Annotated in this window: 21 protein-coding genes; 9 read left to right on the top strand and 12 right to left on the bottom strand. The window is 49.1% G+C overall.

Going from position 1 to position 25,961, the window contains the following annotated elements:
* Positions 1-7 precede the first annotated feature (7 nt).
* From EL262_RS07285 to EL262_RS07260, 6 genes are read left to right on the top strand one after another with little or no spacing between them, the layout of a single operon-like run.
* A complete protein-coding gene (locus tag EL262_RS07285) occupies positions 8-1,000 on the top strand; it encodes a putative zinc-binding metallopeptidase (RefSeq protein ID WP_025838697.1) in 993 nt (330 codons plus the stop codon).
* Positions 997-1,998, top strand: a complete 1,002-nt coding sequence (locus EL262_RS07280; protein WP_025838698.1) for a DUF4302 domain-containing protein — start codon at positions 997-999, stop codon at positions 1,996-1,998. Before EL262_RS07285 ends, EL262_RS07280 begins: the two co-directional genes overlap by 4 nt.
* A gap of 21 nt (positions 1,999-2,019) precedes the next feature.
* Positions 2,020-2,640, top strand: coding sequence for a hypothetical protein (locus tag EL262_RS07275; RefSeq protein WP_025838700.1), 621 nt, complete (start codon positions 2,020-2,022; stop codon positions 2,638-2,640).
* Between the two features lie 15 nt (positions 2,641-2,655).
* Positions 2,656-3,843, top strand: a complete 1,188-nt coding sequence (locus tag EL262_RS07270) for a DUF4856 domain-containing protein (RefSeq protein WP_078735895.1) — start codon at positions 2,656-2,658, stop codon at positions 3,841-3,843.
* Positions 3,844-3,849: 6 nt separating this feature from the next.
* On the top strand, positions 3,850-4,944 hold the full coding sequence (locus EL262_RS07265; RefSeq protein ID WP_126464395.1) for a fibronectin type III domain-containing protein: 1,095 nt from the start codon (positions 3,850-3,852) through the stop codon (positions 4,942-4,944).
* A 24-nt stretch (positions 4,945-4,968) separates the two neighbouring features.
* Positions 4,969-5,916 (top strand): hypothetical protein, encoded by a 948-nt coding sequence (locus EL262_RS07260; RefSeq protein WP_036847408.1) that lies wholly within the window; start codon positions 4,969-4,971, stop codon positions 5,914-5,916.
* Between the two features lie 944 nt (positions 5,917-6,860).
* Here EL262_RS07260 and EL262_RS07255 read toward each other — a convergent pair.
* From EL262_RS07255 to EL262_RS07220, 8 genes are all read right to left on the bottom strand, one after another.
* The gene (locus tag EL262_RS07255; protein ID WP_025838703.1) at positions 6,861-8,132 is read right to left on the bottom strand and encodes a 3-phosphoshikimate 1-carboxyvinyltransferase; all 1,272 of its coding nucleotides are present in this window, start codon (positions 8,130-8,132) and stop codon (positions 6,861-6,863) included.
* Between the two features lie 837 nt (positions 8,133-8,969).
* Positions 8,970-9,842 carry a deoxyribose-phosphate aldolase gene (deoC, locus tag EL262_RS07250; protein WP_036850369.1) on the bottom strand — a complete coding sequence of 291 codons (873 nt, stop codon included), beginning with the start codon at positions 9,840-9,842 and terminating at the stop codon, positions 8,970-8,972.
* Between the two features lie 20 nt (positions 9,843-9,862).
* Positions 9,863-10,228, bottom strand: a complete 366-nt coding sequence (locus EL262_RS07245; RefSeq protein ID WP_025838708.1) for a nucleotide pyrophosphohydrolase — start codon at positions 10,226-10,228, stop codon at positions 9,863-9,865.
* Complete coding sequence (gene dtd / locus EL262_RS07240) at positions 10,225-10,680, bottom strand: D-aminoacyl-tRNA deacylase (RefSeq protein ID WP_025838710.1); 456 nt, start codon at positions 10,678-10,680, stop codon at positions 10,225-10,227. The genes EL262_RS07245 and dtd overlap by 4 nt, the downstream gene beginning before the upstream one ends.
* Positions 10,677-12,494, bottom strand: a complete 1,818-nt coding sequence (gene uvrC, locus EL262_RS07235) for an excinuclease ABC subunit UvrC (RefSeq protein WP_025838712.1) — start codon at positions 12,492-12,494, stop codon at positions 10,677-10,679. Before uvrC ends, dtd begins: the two co-directional genes overlap by 4 nt.
* A 23-nt stretch (positions 12,495-12,517) precedes the next feature.
* Positions 12,518-14,401, bottom strand: a complete 1,884-nt coding sequence (gene mnmG / locus EL262_RS07230; RefSeq protein ID WP_025838714.1) for a tRNA uridine-5-carboxymethylaminomethyl(34) synthesis enzyme MnmG — start codon at positions 14,399-14,401, stop codon at positions 12,518-12,520.
* 604 nt (positions 14,402-15,005) lie between these two features.
* Positions 15,006-16,385 carry a DUF5723 family protein gene (locus EL262_RS07225; RefSeq protein WP_025838719.1) on the bottom strand — a complete coding sequence of 460 codons (1,380 nt, stop codon included), beginning with the start codon at positions 16,383-16,385 and terminating at the stop codon, positions 15,006-15,008.
* A gap of 9 nt (positions 16,386-16,394) precedes the next feature.
* Entirely contained in the window at positions 16,395-17,963 is a 1,569-nt protein-coding gene (locus tag EL262_RS07220; RefSeq protein WP_126464394.1) for a hypothetical protein, read from the bottom strand.
* Between the two features lie 221 nt (positions 17,964-18,184).
* On the opposite strand from EL262_RS07220, the gene EL262_RS07215 reads away from it, so the two are divergent.
* The gene (locus EL262_RS07215) at positions 18,185-19,003 is read left to right on the top strand and encodes a hypothetical protein (RefSeq protein ID WP_025838723.1); all 819 of its coding nucleotides are present in this window, start codon (positions 18,185-18,187) and stop codon (positions 19,001-19,003) included.
* Between the two features lie 291 nt (positions 19,004-19,294).
* Here the strand turns inward: EL262_RS07215 and EL262_RS07210 are convergent, their stop codons facing one another.
* The 4 genes from EL262_RS07210 to pta all read right to left on the bottom strand — a co-directional run bounded on the left by EL262_RS07210 (position 19,295) and on the right by pta (position 23,287).
* Positions 19,295-20,296: a nucleotidyl transferase AbiEii/AbiGii toxin family protein gene (locus EL262_RS07210; RefSeq protein WP_025838724.1), complete on the bottom strand. Its 1,002-nt coding sequence runs from the start codon at positions 20,294-20,296 to the stop codon at positions 19,295-19,297.
* The gene (locus EL262_RS07205) at positions 20,280-20,894 is read right to left on the bottom strand and encodes a DUF6088 family protein (protein ID WP_025838726.1); all 615 of its coding nucleotides are present in this window, start codon (positions 20,892-20,894) and stop codon (positions 20,280-20,282) included. The genes EL262_RS07210 and EL262_RS07205 overlap by 17 nt, the downstream gene beginning before the upstream one ends.
* Positions 20,895-21,037: 143 nt before the next feature.
* Positions 21,038-22,237 carry an acetate kinase gene (locus EL262_RS07200; protein WP_025838728.1) on the bottom strand — a complete coding sequence of 400 codons (1,200 nt, stop codon included), beginning with the start codon at positions 22,235-22,237 and terminating at the stop codon, positions 21,038-21,040.
* 42 nt (positions 22,238-22,279) lie between these two features.
* Positions 22,280-23,287: a phosphate acetyltransferase gene (gene pta, locus EL262_RS07195; RefSeq protein ID WP_025838729.1), complete on the bottom strand. Its 1,008-nt coding sequence runs from the start codon at positions 23,285-23,287 to the stop codon at positions 22,280-22,282.
* Positions 23,288-24,244: 957 nt separating this feature from the next.
* Between pta and EL262_RS07190 the strand changes: the two genes are divergently transcribed.
* Both EL262_RS07190 and EL262_RS07185 read left to right on the top strand, forming a co-directional pair.
* Positions 24,245-25,021 carry an ADP-ribosylglycohydrolase family protein gene (locus EL262_RS07190; protein ID WP_025838730.1) on the top strand — a complete coding sequence of 259 codons (777 nt, stop codon included), beginning with the start codon at positions 24,245-24,247 and terminating at the stop codon, positions 25,019-25,021.
* A 221-nt stretch (positions 25,022-25,242) separates the two neighbouring features.
* The gene (locus EL262_RS07185; protein WP_025838732.1) at positions 25,243-25,944 is read left to right on the top strand and encodes an SIR2 family NAD-dependent protein deacylase; all 702 of its coding nucleotides are present in this window, start codon (positions 25,243-25,245) and stop codon (positions 25,942-25,944) included.
* Positions 25,945-25,961: the final 17 nt, after the last annotated feature.

Here is a 25,961-nt window from a genome sequence, read left to right as displayed (position 1 = left end):
AGGATTTATGAATACTAAGATATTATCGCTCCTTTCGCTCCTTATCCTCGTCGTATCGGGGTGCAGTCGCGAAAAACTCTCGGATCTAAGTGTGGTAGACAGCAACAAAGTGGAGAGACAGCATAACGAACTGGATCGGTGGATCAGAGAGACACTCACCCTGCCATACGGTATAGAGGTCATCTACCGCTGGGAGCGCAATGCGGCTCAGCCCGGGAGCTTTACCTATCCGCCCAAGGCCGACAATGTCAAGGCGGTGCTGGAGACGGCCAAGCATCTTTGGATCGACCTATATACGCAGGACGAGTTCGGAGGCAAAGACTTCATGAAGGGCAAAGCTCCCATCAAGATATACATGTATGGCGGGAAGAATGTCGATATACATGGATTCGAACTACTGTCGAATGCCACTGCCATCGGCTCTGAGATGCACATCTACAACGTCAATGACTTCGACCCCAAGGATCAGTCCAAAGTATATGCTTTGATGCGCAGTGTGCATCACCAGTTTGCCCGACGACTCTCCGAACTCTTTGCTTATGACAGAGACAAGTTCCTCGCGATCAGCAAAAATCGCTATGTGTCCTCCACGGGAGACTATCTCGCGACGGTGCAAAAAGGGATCACAGACCGCAGCAGGATCTTCTCGATAAGTGACTACGGCAACAAGAGGGGGACACTCACCATCAATGCCCTGCTCTCTGCGCAGGATGACTTCTGCGAGATCGTCAGCGCAACGATCACGTACACCGCCAAGGACATCAAGCAAGCCATCCGAAATGCTCAGACCCCTTATCCATCGGGGGATGATCCTCAGGATCAGCAACGGGCTCTCGAAGCAGCAAAGCAGGCTCATCACGAACTCGTCACCAAGCTCGACTTTGTCAACGACTACTTCTCCAAGACGGTCGGCATAAACATGGTACGATTTCAACGTGCTTCAAACAAACTCATGAGAACTTATTTATCCACAGAGGAAAAAAGCGAAACAGACAGATGAAACAATACGGAATTTACCTACTGGCACTCTTTATCGTCGCCTTCTCTTCGTGTAAGGAAGATGGGGTCTTCTCTCTATCCCCATCGGAGCGAAGTGCGCTGAGTATCTCGGATCTGAGAAAAGAGCTTACCGATGCTACTCATGGGTGGAAAGTCGTCTATTTCTCCAAGACCGACTCCACGATCTTTTCGGATGTGACGGCAAAGATAGGGAGGGGCTATGAGTACGATTACGGTGTCGGAGGTCATTACTTCCACATGAAGTTTGATCCCAAAGGGACTGTCCGGATGCGTGCCGACTATGACGAAGCATCGGCAGCAGAGTTTAAGGAGAGTGAGTTCGAAATCAAGCAAAACACCTATACACAGTTGAGCTTCACGACATACAACTACCTCCACAACCTCGTCAACGATGTCTTCTCCGGCGCACCGGACTTCCTCTATGTCGGCAAAGACCTCGACGGCAACCTCATCTTCAAGACCCCATCTTATGCAGAGCCTGCGAGAGAATACATCCGATTCGAGAAGGTCACCTCACCCGAGGACGAGCAGGCTGTCGTCACCAAGGCAGTCGAGAACAGAGCCTTCTTCGAGCAGATGCGTTACCCACAGATGAAGATCCAAAAAGGGGATCGTATCTACTTCAGCACGAATGTCGTCATCAGTCAGGACAATCTGTTCGAAGAGTGGGTGCAGAAGAGCATCAAGAGACGGTACAGGGTATTTCTCTATGACAAGACCCTCTTGAGCCTCAAGGAGAACCTGATCGGACTCGGATCGGGTTATACGGGAACGGACAAGGGGCTGAGCTTCCACACCGGGCTGAGATACAGCAAGGATGCCATCTTTTATGACTTTGAAAGGGTAGGGGACACCTTTGTCTGCGAACTCGTGCGTGTATATGACCCCAAGACCCGTATATGGAGGTATAAGAGCAAACACCTTGCTCCCAACGGTGAACCCACAGGTATGGTTGCGAAGATATGGAACGAAAACTAATTCATGGATAAAACGATCATTATGAGATATTTATTTTTACTCTTGCTACTTCTCCTCCCCTCGTGCAACAGGATCGACAGAGACCCAGCACCCGAGGACTATGATAAGTTGTTTCCCTTCGGTGGCATAGACAAACCCGACAACATAAGGGGAGACATGGTCGTGAAGCCATGCGATCCCGAACTGGCTCTCGAAAACTATACCTATCCCGGAGAGGATGTACCGGCAGGCGACGAATATGAAGTAGTACTGACGTGCGTGTTCAACGAAGTGGACAACAACGGTCGCTTTGTCGATCATTCGACTTCGCAATATACCGTCTCCTACATCAATGAGAAAAAGGAGCTCGTGGTCATCGTCTGTGGAGAGGATGGAGCAGGTGACGAGGAGGACGAAGAAGCACCTCCGGTGATGGAAAACGGCATCATAAAGGAAATCACCTTCAAGGTGCGTTCGGGCTTCCCCATGTACTTGTCCGTGAACGGTGTAGGGCCTCGAAATTCGAACGTCAAAGCAAGCATCAAAGCGACCTCTGTCGATGGTCTTGTAGAGACACCCGAGCTATCCACGGAGCAATATCAGAATGAAGAAGGGCCGAACAAACTTAGGACGCCTTACTGCGAATTCATTATTTTACCCTAAAGCAAAGATCAGATAATGGACAAACAATGGCAATACATTATAGCGATCATAGGGGGCATACTCTTGGGAGGCTGTACCCATCATCGCCCCGGAGAGGTCGTCGAGAGTGCATACATACCACCACTCTTCCCCGAGCCCAAGTACTCATTTGCACGCAATGGCAGCAGCAGTGTGGACATCCAGGAGTGCGAGTACCTGAGCACCCCATTGGATTATATCTACGAGAGCGGATTGAGGGAGGCACGTCTTGGCGCAGCCGCTGACTATGATCACATCATGGGGCTTTACCGAGAGGGGGATTTCGGCTTCAAGCCTCGCGAAGAGATCGCGAAGTCGGAGTTTGCCTCCTCCATGCGTGCTGAAGTCCGGACATATATCGACGGACTCATCGATGCTTCTGCCGCCATAGCAGGGAAAGGGAAGCCCGACTACGTAGAGCACCGCAGACAAGAGGCCAAGCCCGGCAATACCGGTTACGTAGGCAAAAATATAGGTGACAGAGACATCTACTTCGTAGACGAGAAAGGCTTCGTCGTCGCAGACATATTCAAATATGCCGTGATGGGAGCGGTATATCTGGACAAGATCCTCAACATCCATCTTGACCCCAAGACCTTGGGAGACGAAGCCATCCGAAAGGCGCACGAGTCGGTGACCCTGCCCTCCGGACGCAACTACACCGTCCTTGAGCACCACTGGGATCTCGCTTATGGTTACTACGCCTTTTGGAGACCATTGGCACAAGCCGAGGGTATCCCTGCACTACGAGACAGCGAATACAAGATATTCAGAGCCTTTGTCGAGGGGCGTGTCGTCATGGACACGTTCAGATACTCAGATATGCTTACCCAGGCCAAGATCATCAGAGAAGAGCTTGCCAGAGTACTGATCATCAGAGCCATGCACCTCTTGGTAGGCCCCAACACGATGGCAAACCTTGAGGAGAAGCCCAAGTACGCCTTCCGATTCATCTCACAAGCCTGCGGACTCATTTATTCTGCAATGTTCATCCGTGATGCAGAGGGCAAGCCATACTTCACTCAAGCCGACATAGAAGACATCTTACAAAGCCTTGGAGAGGGCGAGGGCTTGTGGGACAGCAAGCGACTCCTCTCCGATGCAGCGACCAAGGGGTCTCTTCGCAATATAGCGATGCGCCTCGGACAAGCCATAGGTATCACGCCCGAAGACATAAAAAAATAATTGATCATGATGAAAAATAAGATACTGATCCTACTCCTTTCGGCCCTCATGGGGTTGACCTGTCACACCGATCTCAAAGCCCAGCAGAATGTACTCCGTCACGGAGGGTTCGAAGAGTTTATCCAAGCCGGACTGAGCGAAAGGCCTTTGGGATGGCTCGTGAGCAACACCCTCTTTGGGATGAAGAGGGAGGGCCAACGCCCCGGTGGCAAAGGGAGCTATCTCCTACACGTGTATGCCAACGGGGGCAACTTCCACACCTTGGATGTCGATGATCCCGGCAACGTCCCCGTAGAGGGCGGCAAAGCCTATCGATTGACCTTCTGGCACAAAGGGAACAAGAGAAATCTCGTCATAAAAGTCAGATTTACGTGGTATCAAGGTGAGACCCACAAAGGAGTATCTCCCGAGTCCACTGTCAAGACCTCTGCGGAGACGTGGGTGGAGGAGGAGCTCTACTTCCGTGTCCCTGCGGATGCCGATAGGGGAGAGCTCAAGTTCACATTGGACTACAACAATGGCGGACAAGTCAGCTTCGATGATGTCGAGATGTTTCTCCATGAAGGAGATATACCCGAGCCACTCACACCGCCGGCCAATATCCGTGCGACCTCTCATCAGAGAGAGATTGAGTTTACCTGGGACAGAGCCGGAGATCCCAAGATCACATGGGAGGTCTCTGTCAACAACAAGCTCTATACCGACATCAAGACCAACAGCTTCACGCTCGACAACCTCAATCCGGACAGTCCTCATGCCGTCAAGATACGCTCCGTACAGGGGACAAAGAAGTCTGACTTCTCACCCACAAAATACTACCGTACCAAGCCTTTGGAGAAAGCCCTGGATGCGCCCGATCGTACCCCTTACCTGCGTACGATCTACCCCGACGGACGTAGCGAAAGACGCATCAAACCCTACTTCAATGACCTCGGCTCCTCCACCGCCACCATCACCTACATCATCGACGGTGCACCGGCAGAGCTTCAGGATGGTTATCTGGTCTTCTCCGGAAAGGGCGAGCATCGTCTCGTCGTAAACATCGACGAAGGCAATGGCAATAAGTTCAGACTCTCCTATCGCATCTACATCACTAACTGATAAATTCCATCCGAACGATACAGTATGACAACAAAAGCAACAACACTCTATACCTCCCTTGTCGCCCTCCTATTGTTCTCTTTTCAGAGCTGTAAGGAAGAAGACAAGACTCCCATCTCGGACATCAAGATCGGTAAGGAAGAGATGCTGAAAGAGGTCGCACTCAACCGTCAGACAGAGCGCAAGATCCTCCTCAGCGGTGGTAATGGGAAGTTCAGGGTCAATGTCGAAGACTCACGCATCGCCTCCGTCTCCATCAGCAGGGATACCCTCCGAGTCAAAGGACTCTTTGAGGGTGAGACCTTCGCCACCGTCACCTCTCATGACAAGAGAGCACGCCTCAAGATCAGTGTCGTCCCACCGACGCTCGGCTTCAGCCACGACTCCATCGTGGTATATCCCAAGGATCAGATCTTCTACGTCAGCCTTGCCGGCGGTGGCGAAAACGTCACGCTCAAAAAGGTAGACCCACACAACATCCTCTCCATGAGATGGAACGGCAGGACGGGCATCCTTGAGATGCACGCCCACTATGAGGGAGCAGTGGACATCACCGCCACAGGCGAAAACGGCACCGAAGCCAAGCTCCATGTCAAGGTCAAAGTCGCCGACGAGATCATCGAGCCCGGCGTCTATGGCACAGACAGGAAGTATTACAGCAGCAATGAGATCATGCGATGCGTGATGATGGTGGAGAAAGAGGGCTTCGGAGTGACGATGCACAACAGCGCACGACCCTATGGAGGATGGATCACCACCTACAACGGTGCTTCACTCCAGATCACACCCGAAGTCATCAACCCCAAGCTCGGGGACATCATCGAGGTAGATCTGCTCAATAAGGGCAATGAAGAGCCCATAATAGCGTCAGGCAAGTACAGCCTCACCATCGAGGAGATCAGAGAGAAGACCGGTACGGTCATCCTCCGTCATCCACGATTCAAGGTACATATACCTTACTACACAAGATAAATCATCTTTCAATCTAATAGTTCTGAAGTCCCGATCCGATCCCCGACGAGAGTCGACATCGGATCGGGCTTTTTTATGGCGTCATGGTTACTTAGCGAGGTAAGAGAGCGACAAATACTTCCGTATGCACAGAAAATCAGGGATCAAACCTCATAATCCCTGCCCCCAAGCCAGCTTTTTATATACAGACGTACGGAACAACCCCAGCTTTCCGGTCATATGAAGCATGGAGACCATAAATCGAGTGTTGATATTACATAGCCCGACAGAAAGTATTCTGTAATGCGCCGGAATTCATTCTGACGCGCGTCAGAACGATTTTTGGAGGGGACAACACGAAAAGCATTTCGGACACGATTACGGCCATTTATAGGCTTCTGAGGGGATTATTTTATTTCGTAGGGGGATGATTGCAAGAGCTGTACCCATTTTTTTGTGTGTGATACAAGCCAAATAGTAGTGACACATTGGTCCGTTGTGTCACGACACACGTATTTCGAGCTCATAGAAGACATAATCCCTGATTTTTCAGGCTTCGTAGTAGGGGAGACTCCGCACGCTGCATGCACCGGCTATGGTGTGGATGATAGATTCGTCACAACCACTGCGTTTCTGAAGATAAGGACTGTGTCACTGCAAAACATCTCCTCCACACAAGGGAGGGAAGAAGAGTTGACTTCAAGGTTTTCGAAAGACGATATTATTTCCATAGTATCTGTTTATCAATCATAAAGACAGACCGTAAATCCCTATCAATGCGTGCAAATATCATATTTCCCCCAGAGTAAAAGAAAAAAGTAGAGCCCCTGAGCACTCCCGATCCCGACACACCATCTGCACAGAAGGAGTCATAGGAAGGTCGATGAAAAGTCGTTAGATTCGATGAAACAAGTCTAACGACTTTCGTCATCGAATCTAACGACTTTTTTTGGGGGAGAGAATGATCAGGGGAGAGAGGGGATAGGATGGGGACGGAGGGTGGCGACCTTGGAAAGCTCGTCCCAAAAGGCGGGGTAACTCTTACGGACGCTCTCTGCTCCTTCGACAGTGAGACCTATGGGCATGGTGGCTCCTGCAATGGCAAAACTCATCGCTATGCGGTGGTCGTCGTGACTGTCAATGATGATGGGTGTAGAAGAGGGATTTCGAGGGGTGCCGTCGTACGAGAAGGTATCACTGTCGTACCTCAAACCGTCGGTGAACCCCATGGCTCGGAGACCCGAAAGGACGGTATCGAGACGGTTGCTCTCCTTGATCGCAAGACTACGAAGACCGACGAGGTGCACACTCCTTCCGAGCATGGCATAGCTCACCGCAAGGGTGGGGAAGAGGTCGGGATAGTGTGAGAGATCTATGGTGGGGACTTCGCCTTGATCCGGATCGGTGGGAATACGCTTGGAGAGTGTAACCCCACCGCTACTCTCGGCGGTGTATATGCCGAAAGCCTCAAAAAGTTTTGCGACGGTCTTGTCGCCTTGGAGGCTGTCGGTGAAGAAAAGCCCGGGCAGATACAGCTCAGACAAGTCGGGATGTAGCGCAAGGAGCTGATACCAGTATCCGGCACTGCTCCAGTCCCTCTCATCCGTGATCTGCGGAGGTAGGCGGTAGGGCGTGTCGGAGACGGTGATGAGATCGCCTTGCCACACCACGGATGCACCATACCTCTTCATCTGTTCGATGGTGAGGTCTATATATGGGGTAGATCCATCTTGTCTGCTTCTAAGCAACCTGAGACCACCTTTGACCTTCGGGGCAATCAGGAGCAGGGCACTCACATACTGCGAGCTCTCCCATCCTCGGGCATCGATCGTGCCATGCGAAGCGAGGTTGCACCCTCGGATGAGTAGAGGGAGATGCCCCTCCTTATCCATATAAGTAATGTCTGCGCCAAGAGTCTTGAGCGCATCGACAAGGGGTGCGATGGGTCTTTTCTGCACCTGGGGGTCACCTCGGAGGATGAAGCTACCCTCCGAGCAGGATAAGAGGGCGGTCATCAGTCTCATGGCGGTGCCGGACTGATGGATGTAGACAGGAGAACTTAAATTATGATCCTTACACATTAAATAACACTTCGAGAGTGCCTCACAAGCTTCCAGAAGGATCTGAATATCCTTACTTTCGTCCCTATGCTCACCCGCAGGTATCGGCTTACCGAGTATGTTTCGGATGATGATATCCCTCGAATAAATGCTCTTCGAACGGCTCAAAAGAAGCATTTCACGTTTTTTTAATGGTTTTTTCAGGCAAATCTCGACTTTTAACGCCATTAGAGAAAATTTATTCGTTTCCTTATTGTGTTATTTTAATTTTATTTTATACTTTTGTAGTACAGGTCAATGTCCTCTCTGAAGAACACATTTCAAGGATAATTATTTTGTAAATGAACCATGTCGTAAAGCTATCAATTATGAATGGTTTGTCAAACCGATTTCTCATGAAATTCAGAGATATGGGAGGATTTGGTCATGATTTTGAACTTACAATTCGCTTGAGAAAGATATCACTGTAAGGTACTGAGTTTTTTTAAGAGTTTTTACGCAGTACTCATTCGTTATGCAACGACAGTGCTAAATACTCGTAAGCTGGCATGCCGTGAGGCAGTCCTACCTTACGGGTATTTCTTTTTTTGTGTATCTACCATACCTCCGCCGTGAAACAACAGATATCCAAAACCTCCACGAGAGGAAAAATGTGACTTTCGTCTGAGAGACGACACAAAGTGAAAAATCGGATGACGGATAAAACATCTTTACGTTCGTCATTCGTGTGAAACATCATTCACCATCACTTTTGACACAGATAGGGTAGGGGAGAGCCAAAATGAGGCTTAGATGAAGGAGGATGACGAACAGCACTCGATTATTCGCCATTTACAGCTCGAATTTACGACTCAATTTTATTTTGGATAAACATATCGCCCAAAAAGAGATCTCCATTTTTAGAACCATTTATGAGCGTCGTTTTTTTCGACCTGAAATACAAAAAAGGGTACCTTATCCGAAGACAAGGTACCCTCGACCCATGATGGATCCGGATGATGATGTTATGACAGCTTAGTCGAGCCTCTTCTGAAGATCTGTGACGAGAGAGCTAGCACCGACACGGAAGAGCTTGTTGTTCATCCATTCGTCGCCGAGGATCTCTTTCACGATACAGAGGTACTTGATAGCCTCTTCGGTGGTACGGATACCGCCGGACACCTTGAGCCCTCTCTTGATACCATACTTGGCATCGTACTCCTTGAGGACTTGGCACATGACATAAGCAGCTTCGAGCGATGCTCCTGGATACTCCTTACCTGTCGATGTCTTGATGAAGTCGGCATCACAGAAGAGTGAGAGGATAGAAGCACGTTGGATGTTCTCCGCCTTCTTGAGTGCACCCGTCTCAAGGATGACTTTGAGCTTCTTGCCCTTGCAAGCCGCCTTGATCTCTTGGATCTCGTCAGCGACTTCTTGGTAGTTGCCTGCAAGGAAGTTGCCGAGGTGAAGGACAATATCTACTTCGTCAGCTCCATCTGCAACAGCGAGACCGGTCTCCACGATCTTTGTTTCGAGGAAGGACTGTGAGGATGGGAATGCACCCGATACACAAGCGATCGCGACGTCCTGAACCATGAGGGCATCCTTGACAGTCTTGACGAAGTTGGGGTACACGCAGATGGCAGCAACGGGTGGGATGGTAGGATTGGTCTCATCGAGCTCGTTGACCTGCTTTACGAAGTTGTAGATGTGATCGACGTGGTCGGTGGGATTGAGAGATGTAAGGTCTACGCAGCTATGGATGAGCTTGATGCTGTCCTTGTTGTTGAGGCTGTCGTAGTGCTTGTCGATGATCTTTTGGATCTCCGCCTTGATTTGTTCGTCAGAAAGGACGGGAGAGAAGCCTTCGAATGCTTCTTGAAATTTACTCTTCATGTTAATCATATCTTAATATTTTTGTGTAGTTATTCTTTCAGTTTGATATTGTTGATGTGTCTGTCTTTGTCCCTTGAGGTCTTCTTGTCTATGTTTCGTCTGAAAGCCTCAGAGAGGTCACAACCGGTCTGATTAGCGATACAAGCAACGACCCAAAGGATATCGGAGAGTTCGTCTGCGAGCTTATCGGTCGAGATATCTTCGCCTTTCTTCGCGGACTGATCACCGTAGATACGCGACATGAGCCGAGCCACTTCGCCGACTTCCTCGGTGAGGATAGCCATATTCGTCAGAGGAGAGAAATACCTTACCCCATACTCTTTGATCCATCGGTCTACCGACTCTTGCACTTCGGATAGGGTAGGGGAGGAGAGAGATGATTGATTTGTATTCATCTGTTCTTACTGTCTATGATGATGGTGACAGGACCGTCATTGACCAAGGCAACCTTCATATCAGCCCCAAATTTACCGGTTTGAACTCGCTTTCCCAAACTTTCGGATAGTTTTTCGACCATTTGTTCGTAAAGGGGGATGGCTTGTTCGGGTCTTGCAGCTCCGATGTACGATGGACGGTTGCCCTTGCGTGTATCGGCAAGCAGCGTGAACTGCGACACGAGGAGTATATCTCCGCTCGGATACGTTTGGGTGATGTCGAGATTCATCACCCCGGACTCGTCATCGAAGATACGCAGCTTCGGTATCTTCTTCAGGAGATAATCCATATCCTCTGCGGTATCGTCGACACTGATGCCAAGGAGGATGACCATCCCTGCACCGATCTCCGAATACACGGTGCCATCTATCGTGAGTCGGGCTTCGGTGACCCGTTGGATTACGACTTTCATTGCTCGTTATTGAAGTAGTTGTATATGATCTTTGCCTTGCTCTCGCCTATGACATCGGATAGGTCTTGGAGCGAAGACGAACGTATTCTTTTGATGCTTTTGAAGTGCGACAGGAGGGCTTTCTTGGTCACCGGACCTATGCCCTTGATGTCGTCCAGCTGTGATCTGTTTTGCTTCTTGGCACGCACCTCTCTGTGAAACTTTATCGCAAAACGATGCACCTCATCCTGTATCCTCGTCAAGAGATGGAAGGCCTGACTGCGCTGCATGATGCCGACGAGTTGGGGAGGATCACCGAAAAGGATGTTGGCGGTGTTATGGTGTTTATCCTTCGCCAGACCGAGGATGGGCACCTCGATACCAAGCTCAGCAAGGGCAGCAGAGACGGTGCTCATGTGCCCCTTGCCACCATCCGTGATGATGAGGTCGGGGAGATCAGCCCCTTCTTCGATCATCTTGCTGTAACGACGCTTGACGACCTCGCTCATCGAAGCATAGTCATCAGGTCCGACGACATCACGTATATGGTAGTGTCGGTAGTCCGCCTTGGAGGGGCGAGCACCCTTGAAGACGACACAAGCAGCGACAGGGGCATCCCCTGCGATGTTTGAGTTGTCGAAGCACTCTATGTGGTAAGGCAGAGTAGGTAATCCTACCGTCACCATGAGTTCGCGAAGGAGTTGGGTATTGCGTTGCTCAGGATTGAGTTTCTCCGCCTGCTTATACTTGTCGGTCATATACTGGCGGACATTTTCGAGAGAAAGATCCAAGACCCTCTTTCGGTCGCCCCTCTGAGGCACGGTGATCGATACGGAAGCATCGAGTTTGAAGCCCGGATCAAACGGTAATATCACCTCCTTGATACTGCCACTTCGGCTCGTCTGTATCAGCTCCTGCACGACCGAAGCCAACACATCGTCCTTATCCTCCTCCAGTCTCATCTTGTACTCCATCGTCTTTCCGGCGATGATATTGCCATGTCGTAGCTCAAGATAATTGACATAAAACGCTTCGCTGTCCGACTCGCAAGACACCACCAAAGCATTCCCGATGACATCGCTGATGATGGTCGACTTTGCTTGATGATTTTCGAGTGCAATGATCGTTTGTTGTATCTCGTGGGCTTTCTCAAACTCCAACTTCTCCGCATGGGTCAGCATGGCATCCTTGAGTTCGCTGACGACCTCCTTGATGTTGCCATTGAGGATCTTCTTCGCGCTCTCCACATCCTTACGATACTCCTCGATCGAGACATCGCCGACACAAGGTGCCTTGCACCTCTTGATGTGGTACTGGAGGCAGACTCGGAACTTACCCGCTCTGACACTCTCCGGAGTGAGGGCGAGCTTGCACGTGCGGAACTTGAACAACCACTTGAACAGTTTGATCAGCGTGTACGGCAGACTCCGATCCGGATAAGGACCGAAGTACAACGACCCATCCTTACTCATCTTGTGCGTCACAAATATCCTCGGGAAAGGCTCCCTCGTGACACAGATCCACGGATAGGTGTTACCCTCCTTGAGGAGGATGTTGTACATGGGCTGATGCTCCTTGATGAGATTATTTTCGAGAAGCAAGGCATCATGCTCCGTCTCTACGACGATGTATTCCACCGACACCAAGTCCCTGAGTAAAGCCCGTGTCTTGGGGTCGTTGTTCTCCTTTTGGAAGTACGAAGACACCCGCTTCCTGAGGTTCTTCGCCTTACCCACATAGATGACCGTACCACTATCGTTACGATAACGGTAACACCCGGGTTTCTCCGGAATGGCATTGAGCGAAGCCTTTATATTTTCTCTTGGAATAAGCATGATGTTCCACGTGGAACAATGGTTTATCTACCTATCAGCACCAATAGTATATTGATGTCGCTTGGGGATATACCCGGGATGCGAGCGGCTTGACCTATCGTCTCCGGATCTATCTTCTTGAGCTTTTGTCTCGCTTCGGTAGAGAGAGATTTGATCGAGTCATAGTCAAAGTGACCACGTATCTTAATGTGTTCCAATCTCTTAGCCTTATCAGCGAGTTCTCTTTCCCTATCTATGTACCCCTTATACTTCATGGCGATCTCTGCCGCTTCGATGATCTCCTCACGTCTATCACCTGGTAATGAAGCGATTGCGTTCGAAAGAGGAAGGATAGCCTCTGCCAACACCTTCAGCGATAGCGTAGGACGAAGCACAAGGTCGACGAGCTTACAACCGTGACGAAGAGGTGTCGTGCCGCATTCTTCGAGGAGCTTATCCACCTCCGAAGGAGACACCGAAGTATTGTGACAAAGGTGTACGAGATCCTCCATGAGGCGTTCTTTCTGACGAAGGAGCTCCATACGCTCCGCGCCACAGATGCCGAACTTGTCTGCCAGCGGTGTCAACCTCGCATCCGCATTATCCTGACGAAGGAGGATGCGGTACTCTGCACGGCTCGTAAACATACGGTAAGGCTCATCCACACCCTTCGTCACGAGGTCATCGATGAGCACCCCGATGTAGGCCTCATCACGATGTAGGACAAATTCGTCCGAAGCACTGTGCACCGCCAAGTGGGCATTGACTCCTGCCACTATACCTTGGCCTGCCGCCTCCTCGTACCCTGTCGTACCGTTGATCTGCCCTGCGAAGAAGAGTCTCTTCACAAGCATTGTTTCAAGCGTGTGCTTGAGCTGTGTGGGAGGGAAGAAGTCATACTCTATCGCATACCCCGGACGAAGGATGTGCGCATCCTTGAGCGCAGGGATGGCACGTATCGCCGCATCCTGCACCTCGTAGGGTAACGAAGAAGAGAAGCCATTGATATAATACTCCGTCGTGTGCTCGCCCTCGGGCTCAAGGAAGAGCTGATGACGCTCCTTCTCCGCAAACGTCGTGATCTTCGTCTCTATGCTGGGACAATACCTCGGCCCTATGCTCTGTATCTGACCGTTGTACAACGGAGAGTCATCGAGGCTGTCGGCGAGTATCTTGTGCACCTCGGGGTTCGTGTAGGTGATGTGACAAGGGCGTTGGACCAGGAGTTTGTTCGACACCCCCGGGAGGAACGAAAACTTATGGAAGTCCTCATCCCCATACTGCACCTCGCACAAGTCAAAGTGTATCGTACGGGCATCCACACGCATGGGTGTACCCGTCTTCATCCGGTCCGACTCGAAGCCCAACGAGCGCAACTGTTCCGTGAGCCCCATCGAGGCAGGTTCGGAGATACGACCTCCGGCAAACTGGAGCTTACCCACGTGCATGAGACCGTTGAGAAACGTCCCGTTGGTCAAGACCACCGCACGAGACACGAACTCCACGCCCATGAACGTACGCACGCCCCTCACCTCGCCATCCTTGACAAGCACCTCACTGACCGTATCCTGCCACACGGAGAGATTCTCCGTCTGCTCCACGATCATACGCCACGCCTCGCTGAACCTCTGACGGTCACTCTGCGCACGAGGACTCCACATCGCAGGCCCCTTGCTACGGTTGAGCATCCTGAACTGTATGGCCGTCTGATCCGACACCACCCCCATGTGTCCACCCAGAGCATCTATCTCTCTGACGATCTGACCCTTGGCGATACCGCCCACGGCAGGGTTACAGCTCATCTGAGCTATCTTGTTCGTATCCATCGTGATGAGCAAGGTCTTCGATCCCAGCCGTGCCGCAGCCGTAGCCGCCTCACAACCCGCGTGACCTGCACCTACCACGATGACGTCGTAGTTGACTCTCATTGTATATCGTTATATCCTTATTCGATTTTATAAAACTGTGAAACACACAAAGGTACGAAAAATAAGAGGCTCTGACAATACGGATATTCAGGGACAAAAACAGAAACAGATCGAGCTTCCGGCCGAAGCCCATCGGAAGGATTGAGGCGAAAGGTCTTATTTATGCTAAGTCTCACTATATCTGCCGACTATCTTCACGATTATCGGTATCTGAACGATTGCGACAATGACAAAAGCCCTCGAAGCCCCAAGCCCAAGAGTAAAAGAAAAGACACAGAGACAGACAGCGAGATTGATACCAAAGAGACCAAAGCATTCATTCTTTGTTCGATAATCACATCCGACAAGACACAGCCGTTTCGTCTGAAGTGACAAAAAAAGTCGTAGGATTCGATGAAACAAGTCATACGACTTTCGTCATCGAATCCTACGATTCGTTTTATCGCATCCTATGACTTTTGTCGGACAAAAGAGGATGATGAGGGATATGGTTGATATTCGTTGATTTATGGCAAAAAAGTACTCCCCCTTGCTCCGAGTGAGGGCAAGGGGGAGTAACGGTCATATTTTATACTTGGCTTACCTCTTCATGTTCAGAGAAGATTCAGAAGCGCAGGCTGAGCCCTGCACGACCTTGAAGGCTGATGAGGTTGAAGGGCAGGATGTGGTTCACGCCAAAATGGAACTGCAACCTATTGCCCAGAACAAGTCCCCAGCCGACGGTCACGGGCGTGCCGTGTAGGGAGCTGACACTGATCGCCGTACCGAGGAGATCCCATGGTTGCCAGTTCGCAGAGAGTGCCACATCGGGACGCCAACGCCCGAGGATGCTGCTACCACCGAGGAGACCGGTGATGGCGAGCTTTTCGATGGGGTTGTAGGTCACTCCGGCGTGGAAGTTGGCGTCGAGTGCCGAACTGATGTCCTTATCCTCACGATAGGTGAAGTTGTCCGAAAAGGCATTTTTCATCGTCTCTATGACATCCGTTTTGGTCTTCTTTCCGGGTGTCGAGGTGAGTCCGTCGGAGACATCTATACCCTTGAAGGATATGGCCTTGTCTCCCATTAGGTCTTCTTCCAACACGTTACTCCCTGCCCAACGGATGAAACCGAGGTCTCTCAACGAGAGTGAAACGCTCCACCGGTCGTTGATCTTGTAACTCGCACCGAGATCGACACCGAGACCATAGCTCGATGGGAAACGTGGTGTCACGGCAGAAGCGACGTCCGCAGTGGACCAGTCGATCTTGCCTTGAGCATCGGTCCTTGGGAGACCCTTGGCGTTGATATAGCCGGTCTGAAAGGCTTCGAGACGAAGCTCGTCACCCGAAGGTGAGGTATAGAGGCCGAAGTCGCTCTGTACAAGCTCTGCATAAAGGTGCCCACCGAGGAGCTTGAGGCGCGCACCGACCTGCAGACGGCCGTCGCTGAGGAGCTTGTCCGTAGCATAGCCGAGGGCAAGTTCGTTGTAGACACGAGCCTTCATCGACCCCATACGACCCCGTCGCCACTCACCGAGGGTGTTCATATTGCCCTCCGAGAGGAGCGTGCCAAAGCTCTTGTCTATCGATGCGAAGGCCGATGCTTTCGCCCCGAACGAAAACGAGAAGAAGCCTACCTTTGTCTTAAAACCAAACTGCAAAAGATTGACCTCTGCATCGAGACCTAAGTTATTGCCCGAAAGACTCTTGATAAGGCGGTCGTAATACACCCTCAAGAGCTGCTTGTCGTCCGAAGGCTTGGCGACATCGTAGAGCGTAAAGGGCACGTGTGCGGAGACGCTGATGTCGGAGATCAGGGGGATGCCGATGACAAGGTCGACATCCGTAGGGATGTAAGAGGGATTGAGCTGTATGCGCACGAAGTCCGCCCGTGAGCCCATCAAGGGTATCTCCGGACTTTGGGCTCTGAGGCTCTGGCCTGTCAAGGTAAGTAGACTGAGGAGTAGGAGGGTGCGGAATAGATTTTTACCGATGCTTGACATAGGGATGATTTATTTACTGTTGATCAATACGATGATGCGGAACCGGACATCTTGTTCGGGACGGAGCTCGACCCAACTGTCCGAAGACTTGACTTCGCCCGAGAAGCGGATGCGGTGTGCCTGCTCCAAGCGTCGGACTTGGTCGAGACTGAGACCCAGGCGGAGCTTACTCACCTGTGCCTGCGTGCCGTCGGGACTGTTTTTGAGGTCAAAGTCTATCGGTATCTTGCCTTGCTCGATCTCCTTGCCGGACTTGTCCAGCATCGTCAGTCCGTCTATCCTGAAGCCTATGGGCAGTCTGCTGCTCACGTCGATGTCCAAGGCAAAGTTGCGGAGCAAACCCTCTTGACTCTCGTCGATATGTTGGTTGAGAGGAATCCTCGGAGCTGCGAAGTCAAACTTGATCGGCAGGCGACCGAACTTCATCCTCAGCGGAATGTCCAAGACCAACGATAGATCGATGAAGCTCTCCTTGTCCAGCACGATCTGAGAGCGCGAAAAGTCGAGCGAGAAGGCATTTATGGAGACTCCGCTCTTCGACAAGCCGGAGAGGATATCGTCCAATACCCCTGCTTCGAAAGGTATCTTCTGCGAGCCCTCGGTATCCAAGGCATTGAGGGTGATGAGGGGCAGGGTGGGTTTGATGCGTAGGGTCTTTCCTTTTTTGTTGGTGAGACTGATGTCTGCTTTGGTGCTGAAGCCCATCTTACCTCTGTATCTGAGATCGAGTTCGAGACTGCTACCTTGTATGGCGAGATCTTCGAGATCATCCCATTCGTCATAAGCAAAAGTGATGGGCTTCTTGGGTTTGATGTCTATGGTATTGCTGAGTCGTCCCTCAAAGTTGGACACATCCAACTCCGACAGAGCCAAGTCCACCATGATCTCTCTCGGCAGGGTCTCGCCGGGGCGTTTGGTACCAAGTGTGCGAGCAGATAAGCGGTACTTCAAGGATATGGCACTGCCTTTCTTGTTCTCCATCGTGAGTCGGGGCAGGAGCTTGTCAAGCTCGCCCGAACCCTCATCCGTGCGCCATTCGACCTTGAGAGGACGGTTGTTTTCGTCCTTTATCTCCGGTAGTTCGAGCGAATAACTCATGTGTACGGGCAGATCGGGGATGGATAGTTTCGCACGACAAGACCAAGTCAGACGGTCTATGGAGACGACTTTTTCGGGTAGATTGAGGAGAAATTCGCCCTCTTGCACAGGCAACTGCACCTCCTCGGTCATCACCACCGCAGAGCCCGACCATGTCCTGTGGGGTACCGTCCATCGCACTTGTGTACGGTACTCCCTCTTCTCTGGAAGTATGAGTTCGAGGAGATTGGCTCTATACACCGACTCAAGGCGTTTGTGGAGCTTGAGTACCCCCTTGTCATCCACCCGGAGGACGGAGGCACGCTCCCGGTCTCCCTTGATGAGGATGTCCTTCAGATTGGCGGAGGCATAGACCGCAGGAGCGACCAAGGAGGGCGGTTCCTCCGCCACAAGTCGTACTTCGCCCTTGAAATAATCTCTGTCTATACACCCCAAGACCGAAAGGGCAAGTGCCAAAAGCATTGAAATTTGTCTGTACATAAAGGCTTAATTTATTTGATATTAGCACAAATATAATTCAAAATCATCTATCCATGATCCGGTATGACCATGATTGGGGAGAAATGATATTTGCTTAATCATCTGAATATATACCGTTTGACAAGAATGATACTTTGATAAATTTGTGCAACTTTGTAGTCTGCAAGCCATCGCTGCCCGACGGACAGAATGTGCCCACAACTCAAAAAAAAACTTTTGACATGACTGCGCCGAACAACTACAATACCACCAATGCCCACAGCAGAGACAGAGATCTGATCTTCTACGAGGATACCCATACGTACATACACAATGGGGTCGCACTCACCTCCGTCAGCAATGTCATCAAGGACTTCTTCCCCGACTTCGATGCCGAAGCCATGGCGCAGCGAAAGGCAGTTCATGAGGGAGTCACTCCTACATTACTTCTCGAACAATGGGATGCCAAGGGCGCAGTGGCAAGAGAGGTCGGCACATTCATCCACTCACAGATCGAACGCACATTCTTGGGTCTGCCCACAGAGATGACCTACCACTTCGTCTACGAGGGCAAAGAGATCCGTCGTGAGGAACACGTCAGCATCGAACGAGAGATGACTTACTTCGCCGACTTGTGCAAGCATCCCATCCTTCTCGAACATCCCATATACCGCACCGAATGGCGTATCTACGACGAAGACCTCCGTATAGCAGGAACGATAGACTGCCTTCTGCGTTCGCCCGAAGGGAAGTTCGTCCTCATGGACTGGAAGCGCAGCGAGAAGATCGGCAGAGAGGAATACGGCAACTTCATCCCCATGACGACCAATCCCTTCCCCTATGCCATAGGAAAAGGAGCGTTGTCTCACATGAGCGATACCCCATTCACCAAATATATACTCCAGCAAAACCTGTACAGCCACATCCTCCGCACTCGTTATGACATAGAGGTGGAGGAGATGTATCTCGCTGTCCTCAGCCCCGTATACAGCTCTTATCACCTCGTCAAGGTGCCTCGTCTCGACGCAGAGGTCGAAGCCATCCTAAGCACAAGGAGATAACGATAAAGAGCACACACTCTACACTTCTATTGGATAAGCCGTAGATAGCCTTATTTCGGACGAAAGCGAAGATCAGGCACGACACCATCCCTTCGGTTGATTACAGTCGATTACCGTCGTTTTTGATCGATTATCATCAATTATTGCTGACTTGATCCATCGGATCAGACACCCATCCCTCCAAACATTCCCAAGACAGTAAACTAAAAAGCCCGACAGAATACCCTCTGCCGAGCTACGGAACACTTTCTGTTGTGCAACAGAACGCATTCTGTCTCCTATCAGAAAAACTTACCTATTACGAAAATGATTCTCAAGATCAGAAATCCTATTCAACAACTCTCCAAAAAGCAATGATGAGCCGTAAATCATCGAAGTCTGCATCTCCTTATAATCCTTTTCCCAAACGTCTCTAACCTCAGCAGGAGGAAGCAATACTATACGATTCCGAATATCAGGTGTGTAGTCCACCCCTGACAAACTCGTAAATACTTCTCGGTGATGTGCAATACTTTCCCAAAGTTTGTCGTCCTTAATCACCTGCCTTGCAAAGTCATGATCCATCATCTTCTCCAGATCATACAGATGTCGTGACTTTCTGTCAGCTATAGTTGCCCTCCCTGTCGTGAACAATTCGTGCAACAAAAATGCTTTTTCCAAAAATGTCTTTGCAGGAGTAGAGGTTGTAATCTGTGGAGAAATAATATCTGTGTTGATATGATCAAATTTGGCAGAGATAAAGCTCTTGATTGTAGTAACTTCAGTGGGTTCGAATAACGAACGTGCACCTATCTCCAACATTATCTCAGAGTTAAGGTAACTGTCATACTGAAAAAGAGACTTGTATCGTACGTGTATCTTACGAGGCTCGGGATAAGTAGAATCACCTTCTCCATCCGGTTCGGGCACAATATCACACAGATGATCAAGTCCGAAGTCAACCATCGATTTACGAAGAGCCAAAGAAAAATCATCCTTCACAAATAAGGAAGACTGCTTGCGCAAGTTTTTTATCTGCCTCTTCGTCAAATCCCCGAAGAGCCCGAAATACTCTCGATCGATGACCAGATCAATGTCCTCGGAAAAGCGATCGATCAATCCGTAAGACTTACTTAGTGAAGTCCCTCCCTTGAAAACCAAGTAGTCGGAAAATGGTAAAGTAAAAACAATCTTCAAGATGATACTTACCCACAAGTCCTTCTCTACGGCTTGCGGGGGGATACCCATCTGTGCCGATGTCTGAATAATGATGATTCGCTGTTGTTCTTCGGTCAACTCAAAGTAGTTGTTCATAGATGTCTTTTATGATCGTACGTATCCAAACGGGCATCAACCTATAATCACCGGATACCCTGTTCTCAGGGATTTTCTCCAGTGTCCTTCGAAGGATCTTTTTATGTTCATCGGTGACATTATCTTGTCCTAAATCTTTGAGGGCAAAAGTGATGAGCTGAGCTGTTTTGTCTTGAAATGATAAATTCTTAGGGACAGTGTGTTTGAAAGTAATCTGATGCCCATTGAACATCCTTATTTTACGAGGAGATCCATCGGTCAAGAAGACTATGTTCATAGGTATCTGCGTCGTAAGACCGAGTATATTCATCGCATAGGCTCCTGCAGGTGTGATACGAGCCTTATCTCTCCTCGCTATACTCATGGCTATCTCATCGTAAGATGGATAAAGTACGCCGAGACCAAGTACCTTATCTCGTTTCGGATAATAGTACACGCCTCGAGCAAGACGAATAATCTTACCCGATTGAGTCAAACGCTCCAAGGATTTGAGGATTGTCTTATGCTCCCCGAGACTTATAAAATCACTCGAAAAAAAAACACTACCCCTTCCGCGTTTAGATATAGATTTAATTACCTTTTCATCAATACTTTCCATACTATTATTAACCTTATTTTGTCGCAAAAATACATCTTTTTTACGACAAAAGTAAGAGTTAATAAGGACAAAAGACAAGAGGGTGTACCGAATATGTTTCGGTACACCCTCTTTCCTATTTAGCTTTGGTGATAGATTCGGTATTACTTACCTGCGAGGGTGAGTGTATCTGTAGCGATCATCAACTCTTCGTCGGTAGGTACGATCATCACTGTCACCTTGCTTGAAGGCTTGGAGATGACGATTTCTTTACCACGAGTCTTAGAGTTGAGTTCGTTATCAAGCTCGATACCGCAATACTCCATGCCTGCACATACGATCTCACGTGTAGAAGTTTGGTTTTCGCCCACACCACCTGTGAAGATGATGATGTCGCAACCACCGAGTTCGGCCATGAACGCACCTATATACTTCTTGATACGGTGGTTGTACATATCCATAGCGAGCTTCGCACGTTCGTTGCCTGACTCGATAGCGTTCTCGATGTCACGCATATCCGAAGAGATACCTGACACACCGAATACACCTGATTCCTTGTTGATAAGGTTGCTGAATCCTTCGACATTGAGGTTTTCCTTACCCATGATGAATGCCAAAGCACCCGGATCGACGTCACCACAACGTGTACCCATCATGAGACCTTCGGTAGGAGTGAGACCCATGGTGGTATCGATGACCTTACCGTTCTTGATCGCATTCATAGATGCACCGTTACCGATGTGGCAAGTGATGATGCGTGCGTTATTGTAGTCCTTACCGAGGATTTCGCAAGCTCTCTTGCTTACGTATCTGTGGCTGGTACCGTGGAAGCCATAACGACGTACACCGTACTTCTCATACACACGGTATGGAAGAGCATACATAAATGCGTGTGGCTCCATAGACTGCTGGAACGCTGTGTCGAATACACCTACCTGTGGGATAGAAGGGAGGAGCTTCTTGATGGCATCGATACCCTTGAGGTTGGGTGGGTTGTGTAGAGGAGCGAGATCGATACACTCGTTCACCTTAGCGATCACTTCGTCGGTGATGAGGACACTTTCCTTGAACGCTTCACCACCGTGTACGAGACGGTGACCCACGGCGTTGATCTCGTCGAAAGACTTGATGCAGCCATACTGTGGGCTTGTGAGGTTTTCGAGGATGAACTCCACCGCGCTGGTGTGCTCAGGCATTTCTTTTTCGAGGACGACCTTTTCGCCGTTTGGCAAAGTCATCTTGAGGAACGAGTCCTTGAGACCCAACTTTTCGACTACACCCTGTGCCAACACATCCTTTGCAGGCATCTCGTATAGCTTGTACTTAACTGAGGAACTTCCGCAGTTCAAAACAAGAATTTTCATTATTTCCCTTTTGTCTATTTGTGTGTATAAATGTTGATTTCTTTACTTCTTGGCTGCCATGGCTTGGTTCGCAGTGATTGCTGCCATGTAGTAGATATCTTCGACCGAACAACCACGGCTGAGGTCGTTGATAGGAGCAGCCATACCCTGAAGGATAGGACCTACAGCTTCGGCACCACCAAGGCGTTGGACGAGCTTATAAGAGATGTTACCCACTTCGAGGTTAGGGAAGACAAGGACATTCGCCTTACCGGCTACGGTGCTGTCCTTAGCTTTCTGACGAGCCACAGACTCTACGAGAGCAGCATCGGCTTGGAGTTCGCCATCGATGGCAAGCTCGGGAGCCATTTCTTTCGCAAGGCGAGTAGCTTCGACCACCTTATCCACACACTCGTGAGCCGCACTACCCTTGGTAGAGAAGCTGAGCATAGCCACACGTGGTTCGATACCACCGATAGCCTTCGCTGTCTGAGCCGAAGCCACAGCGATCTGTGCAAGCTCTTCGGCAGTAGGCTGAGGCATCACTGCACAGTCCGCAAAGATAAGGAGACCATCTTCGCCATAACCCTTTTCCTTCACCATCATTAGGAAAGCACCCGACACACACTTCATGCCCGGAGCAGTCTTGACGATCTGAAGTGCAGGACGAAGGACGTTACCTGTCGTGTTGAGTGCACCGGCGACTTCACCATCCGCATCACCGTTCTTGATCATAAGGCAAGCGAGATATAGAGGATCTTCAGCCTTCTTTGTAGCCTCTTCGATGGTCATACCCTTGCTCTTACGGAGTTCGAAAAGGAGGTTGGCATAGACCTCTTTCTTGTCGTTGCTCTTAGGGCATACGAGGGTAGCCTCTTCGATGTGCTTGAGACCGAGCTCTCCGGCCTTTGCTCTGATCTCCGCAGGATCTCCGATAAGGATGACCTTGACCACCTTTTCAGCAAGGAGACGATCAGCAGCTTTGAGTGTACGCTCTTCTGTACCCTCGGGCAACACGATGCGCATAGGGTTGTTTTGAGCTCTCTTGATGATATCTTCGAGTAGTTTCATAAATGATATATTGATAATGAATTGAATTCTTGCACAAATGTAACCATTATTTTGTAGTCTGACGGACAATTAGTTTAGCTTTTTCCACACTTTTCATCTTCTTTATATTATATGGTAGTAACTTCTTTTTGAAGACTTGTGGAAAAAAGGTTATTCTAAAAAAAAAGAACTCGCCTAATAAACGATGATAATAGCTGTGGATATTGTGGATAGAGATTTTGAGACATTTTCATTAGCTATCACATGAGGATCTCTATTCACATCCATCCACAAGTCTATCCACAGCTTATAGACCTCTGATATAAGTAAATAAACATTATTGTGAATAGTCCGAATAATCACTGTGGAGAGCTAACTGATCTTGATTTTGTGTGGATTTGATGTGGATAACCCATAGAGTAACTTTTGGATAACTTTTGCCCTTATTTTTTGGTCACTTCGATAAAGATTTTATACCGATTTTGTATCCGTTAATCCAAATATTTTAACACTTATTTTTCCACAAGTTTTCCACAGCCTATTCACAGATTTTCCACAATCGATGTGGATAAAAAAAAGTCCTTGGACCTTCGAGATCAAGTTTAACGACTTTCGTCACGAAGTCGTTAAACTTGTCACATCGTCTTTAACGACTTTTTTTGAGGAATGGATATAAGAAAATAACCCTTTGTCTGTGAGTTTACTATAATTATCTACATTTTTATGAGAAACTTTATTGATATCATTCACACTTTTATGAGGGAGATAATTATGATTATATACATTTTTATGAGGGACTTTATCGATATTATTCACACTTTTATGAGGGAGATGACGAATCTATCTATATTATTTGAGAGTCATTATTATCTCAAAAAGAAGTAACTTTAGTGTGAGTTGATAGTTGGTATCTTGCTATCTGAGGACACCCTTGAGAGTCAGGTGAAGTTTCATCAAATAATAAATGTATATGGTATCATGTTAGGAGCTATTATAGGGGATATTGTAGGGTCGAGATTTGAGTTCAATAATACGAGACGTAAGGATTTTGAGTTTTTTACCGGAGAATGTGATTTCACAGACGATACCGTGTGTACTGTCGCTGTGGCGGATGCAGTGTTGAGGGATCTGGATTTTGGGAAGACTTTGCACGACTGGTGCAACCGTTATCCTTATCCCATGGGAGCTTATGGAGGTAGATTTTCGGAGTGGGTACATTCGAGTACTCCCAAGCCCTATGGAAGTTTTGGCAACGGTTCGGCTATGCGTGTTTCGGCTTGTGGTTGGCTACCGATGAGAGAAGAGGTACTGACGAAAGCCAAGGCTTCTGCCGAGTGCACACACAATCATCCCGAAGGTATAAAGGGGGCTGTGTGTGTGGCAGACTGTATCCATCATGTCCTCCGTGGAGCTACGAAAGAAGAGATAAAAGCCCTTGTGATTTCGGGATATGGTTATGATCTTGACCAAACGTGCGATGAGATCCGAGCTACAAACACCTTCAATGAGACTTGCCAAGTCACCGTACCTCAGTCTATTGTATGTTTTCTTGAGAGTAAGGATTTTGAAGACGCCATCAGGCTTGCCGTCTCCATCGGTGGAGACAGTGACACGATAGCAGCCATTACCGGAGGTATTGCCGAAGCTTATCATGGAATATCGGACGAAATGAGAGCCAAGGCTTTGACTTATCTCAAAAAAGACATGAAAGAAGTCATCGATCTCTTTGAAAAGAAATACGGAAAACATAAATGAAACATAAGGGCAAAGGCTTTTCTTCTTTGCCTTTGTGTTTTTTCGGGCACGGATTACTTACATACTCTACTTCTAATAAAAAATGAAGGTCTTCCAAAGGCTCTCAAAAAGGTGTGAGATCGAAGAGAAACTTTGTAAATCAGGTTATTTTCTTGCTGTGGAGTGGGGGAGTAATGGACTAAAAAATTCTATCTTTGTTTACAAACCAAGTTATTGTAACAATGGATAGAAAACCCATACTTACCGTACTTACGGGTGCGGGGATGAGTGCCGAGAGTGGTTTGGCCACTTTCAGGGATTCGGATGGTCTGTGGGCAAAGTACAAGATCGAAGAGGTCTGTACGCCTGAGGCTCTGCGTGCCAATCCCGCACTTGTCATAGACTTCTACAACATGAGGCGTCGTGAGTGTGCCAAGGCTCAGCCCAATGAGGCACATCGTCTCCTTGCCGAGCTTGAGAAGGATTACGATGTACGTATCGTGACCCAAAACGTGGATGATCTCCATGAGCGGGCAGGATCGACAAATGTCATCCACCTTCATGGCGAACTCTTCAAATGTGCTTCGATGGCCAATCCTTATCGCCCCCTTCCGCTCCCCGATGGTCGTATAGAGATGACTGTGGAGGACAAGGATGCGGATGGGTATATGCTCAGGCCGTTCATTGTCTTCTTCGGCGAACAAGTACCTCGTCTCGAAGACGGTGCTCGTGAAGTACAGAGGGCGGACATCTTCCTCATCATAGGGACTTCGCTCAACGTCTATCCTGCATCGGGCTTGATCCACTACACCAAGAGTGATACTCCTATCTTCCTCATAGACCCGAACGATGTCCATGCAGGATCTAAGGTTCATTATATCAAGGCAGGAGCTTCGGAAGGGATGAAGAAGTTCGTCGAAATCCTCAAAGACCTCAAGCTATGAGTCATACCGATAGAGGA

It is taken from the genome of Porphyromonas cangingivalis, assembly GCF_900638305.1.
Classification (GTDB): domain Bacteria; phylum Bacteroidota; class Bacteroidia; order Bacteroidales; family Porphyromonadaceae; genus Porphyromonas_A; species Porphyromonas_A cangingivalis.
The sequence above is the reverse complement of the archived record's forward strand: the minus strand, read 5'-3'. Positions and strand labels throughout refer to the sequence as shown.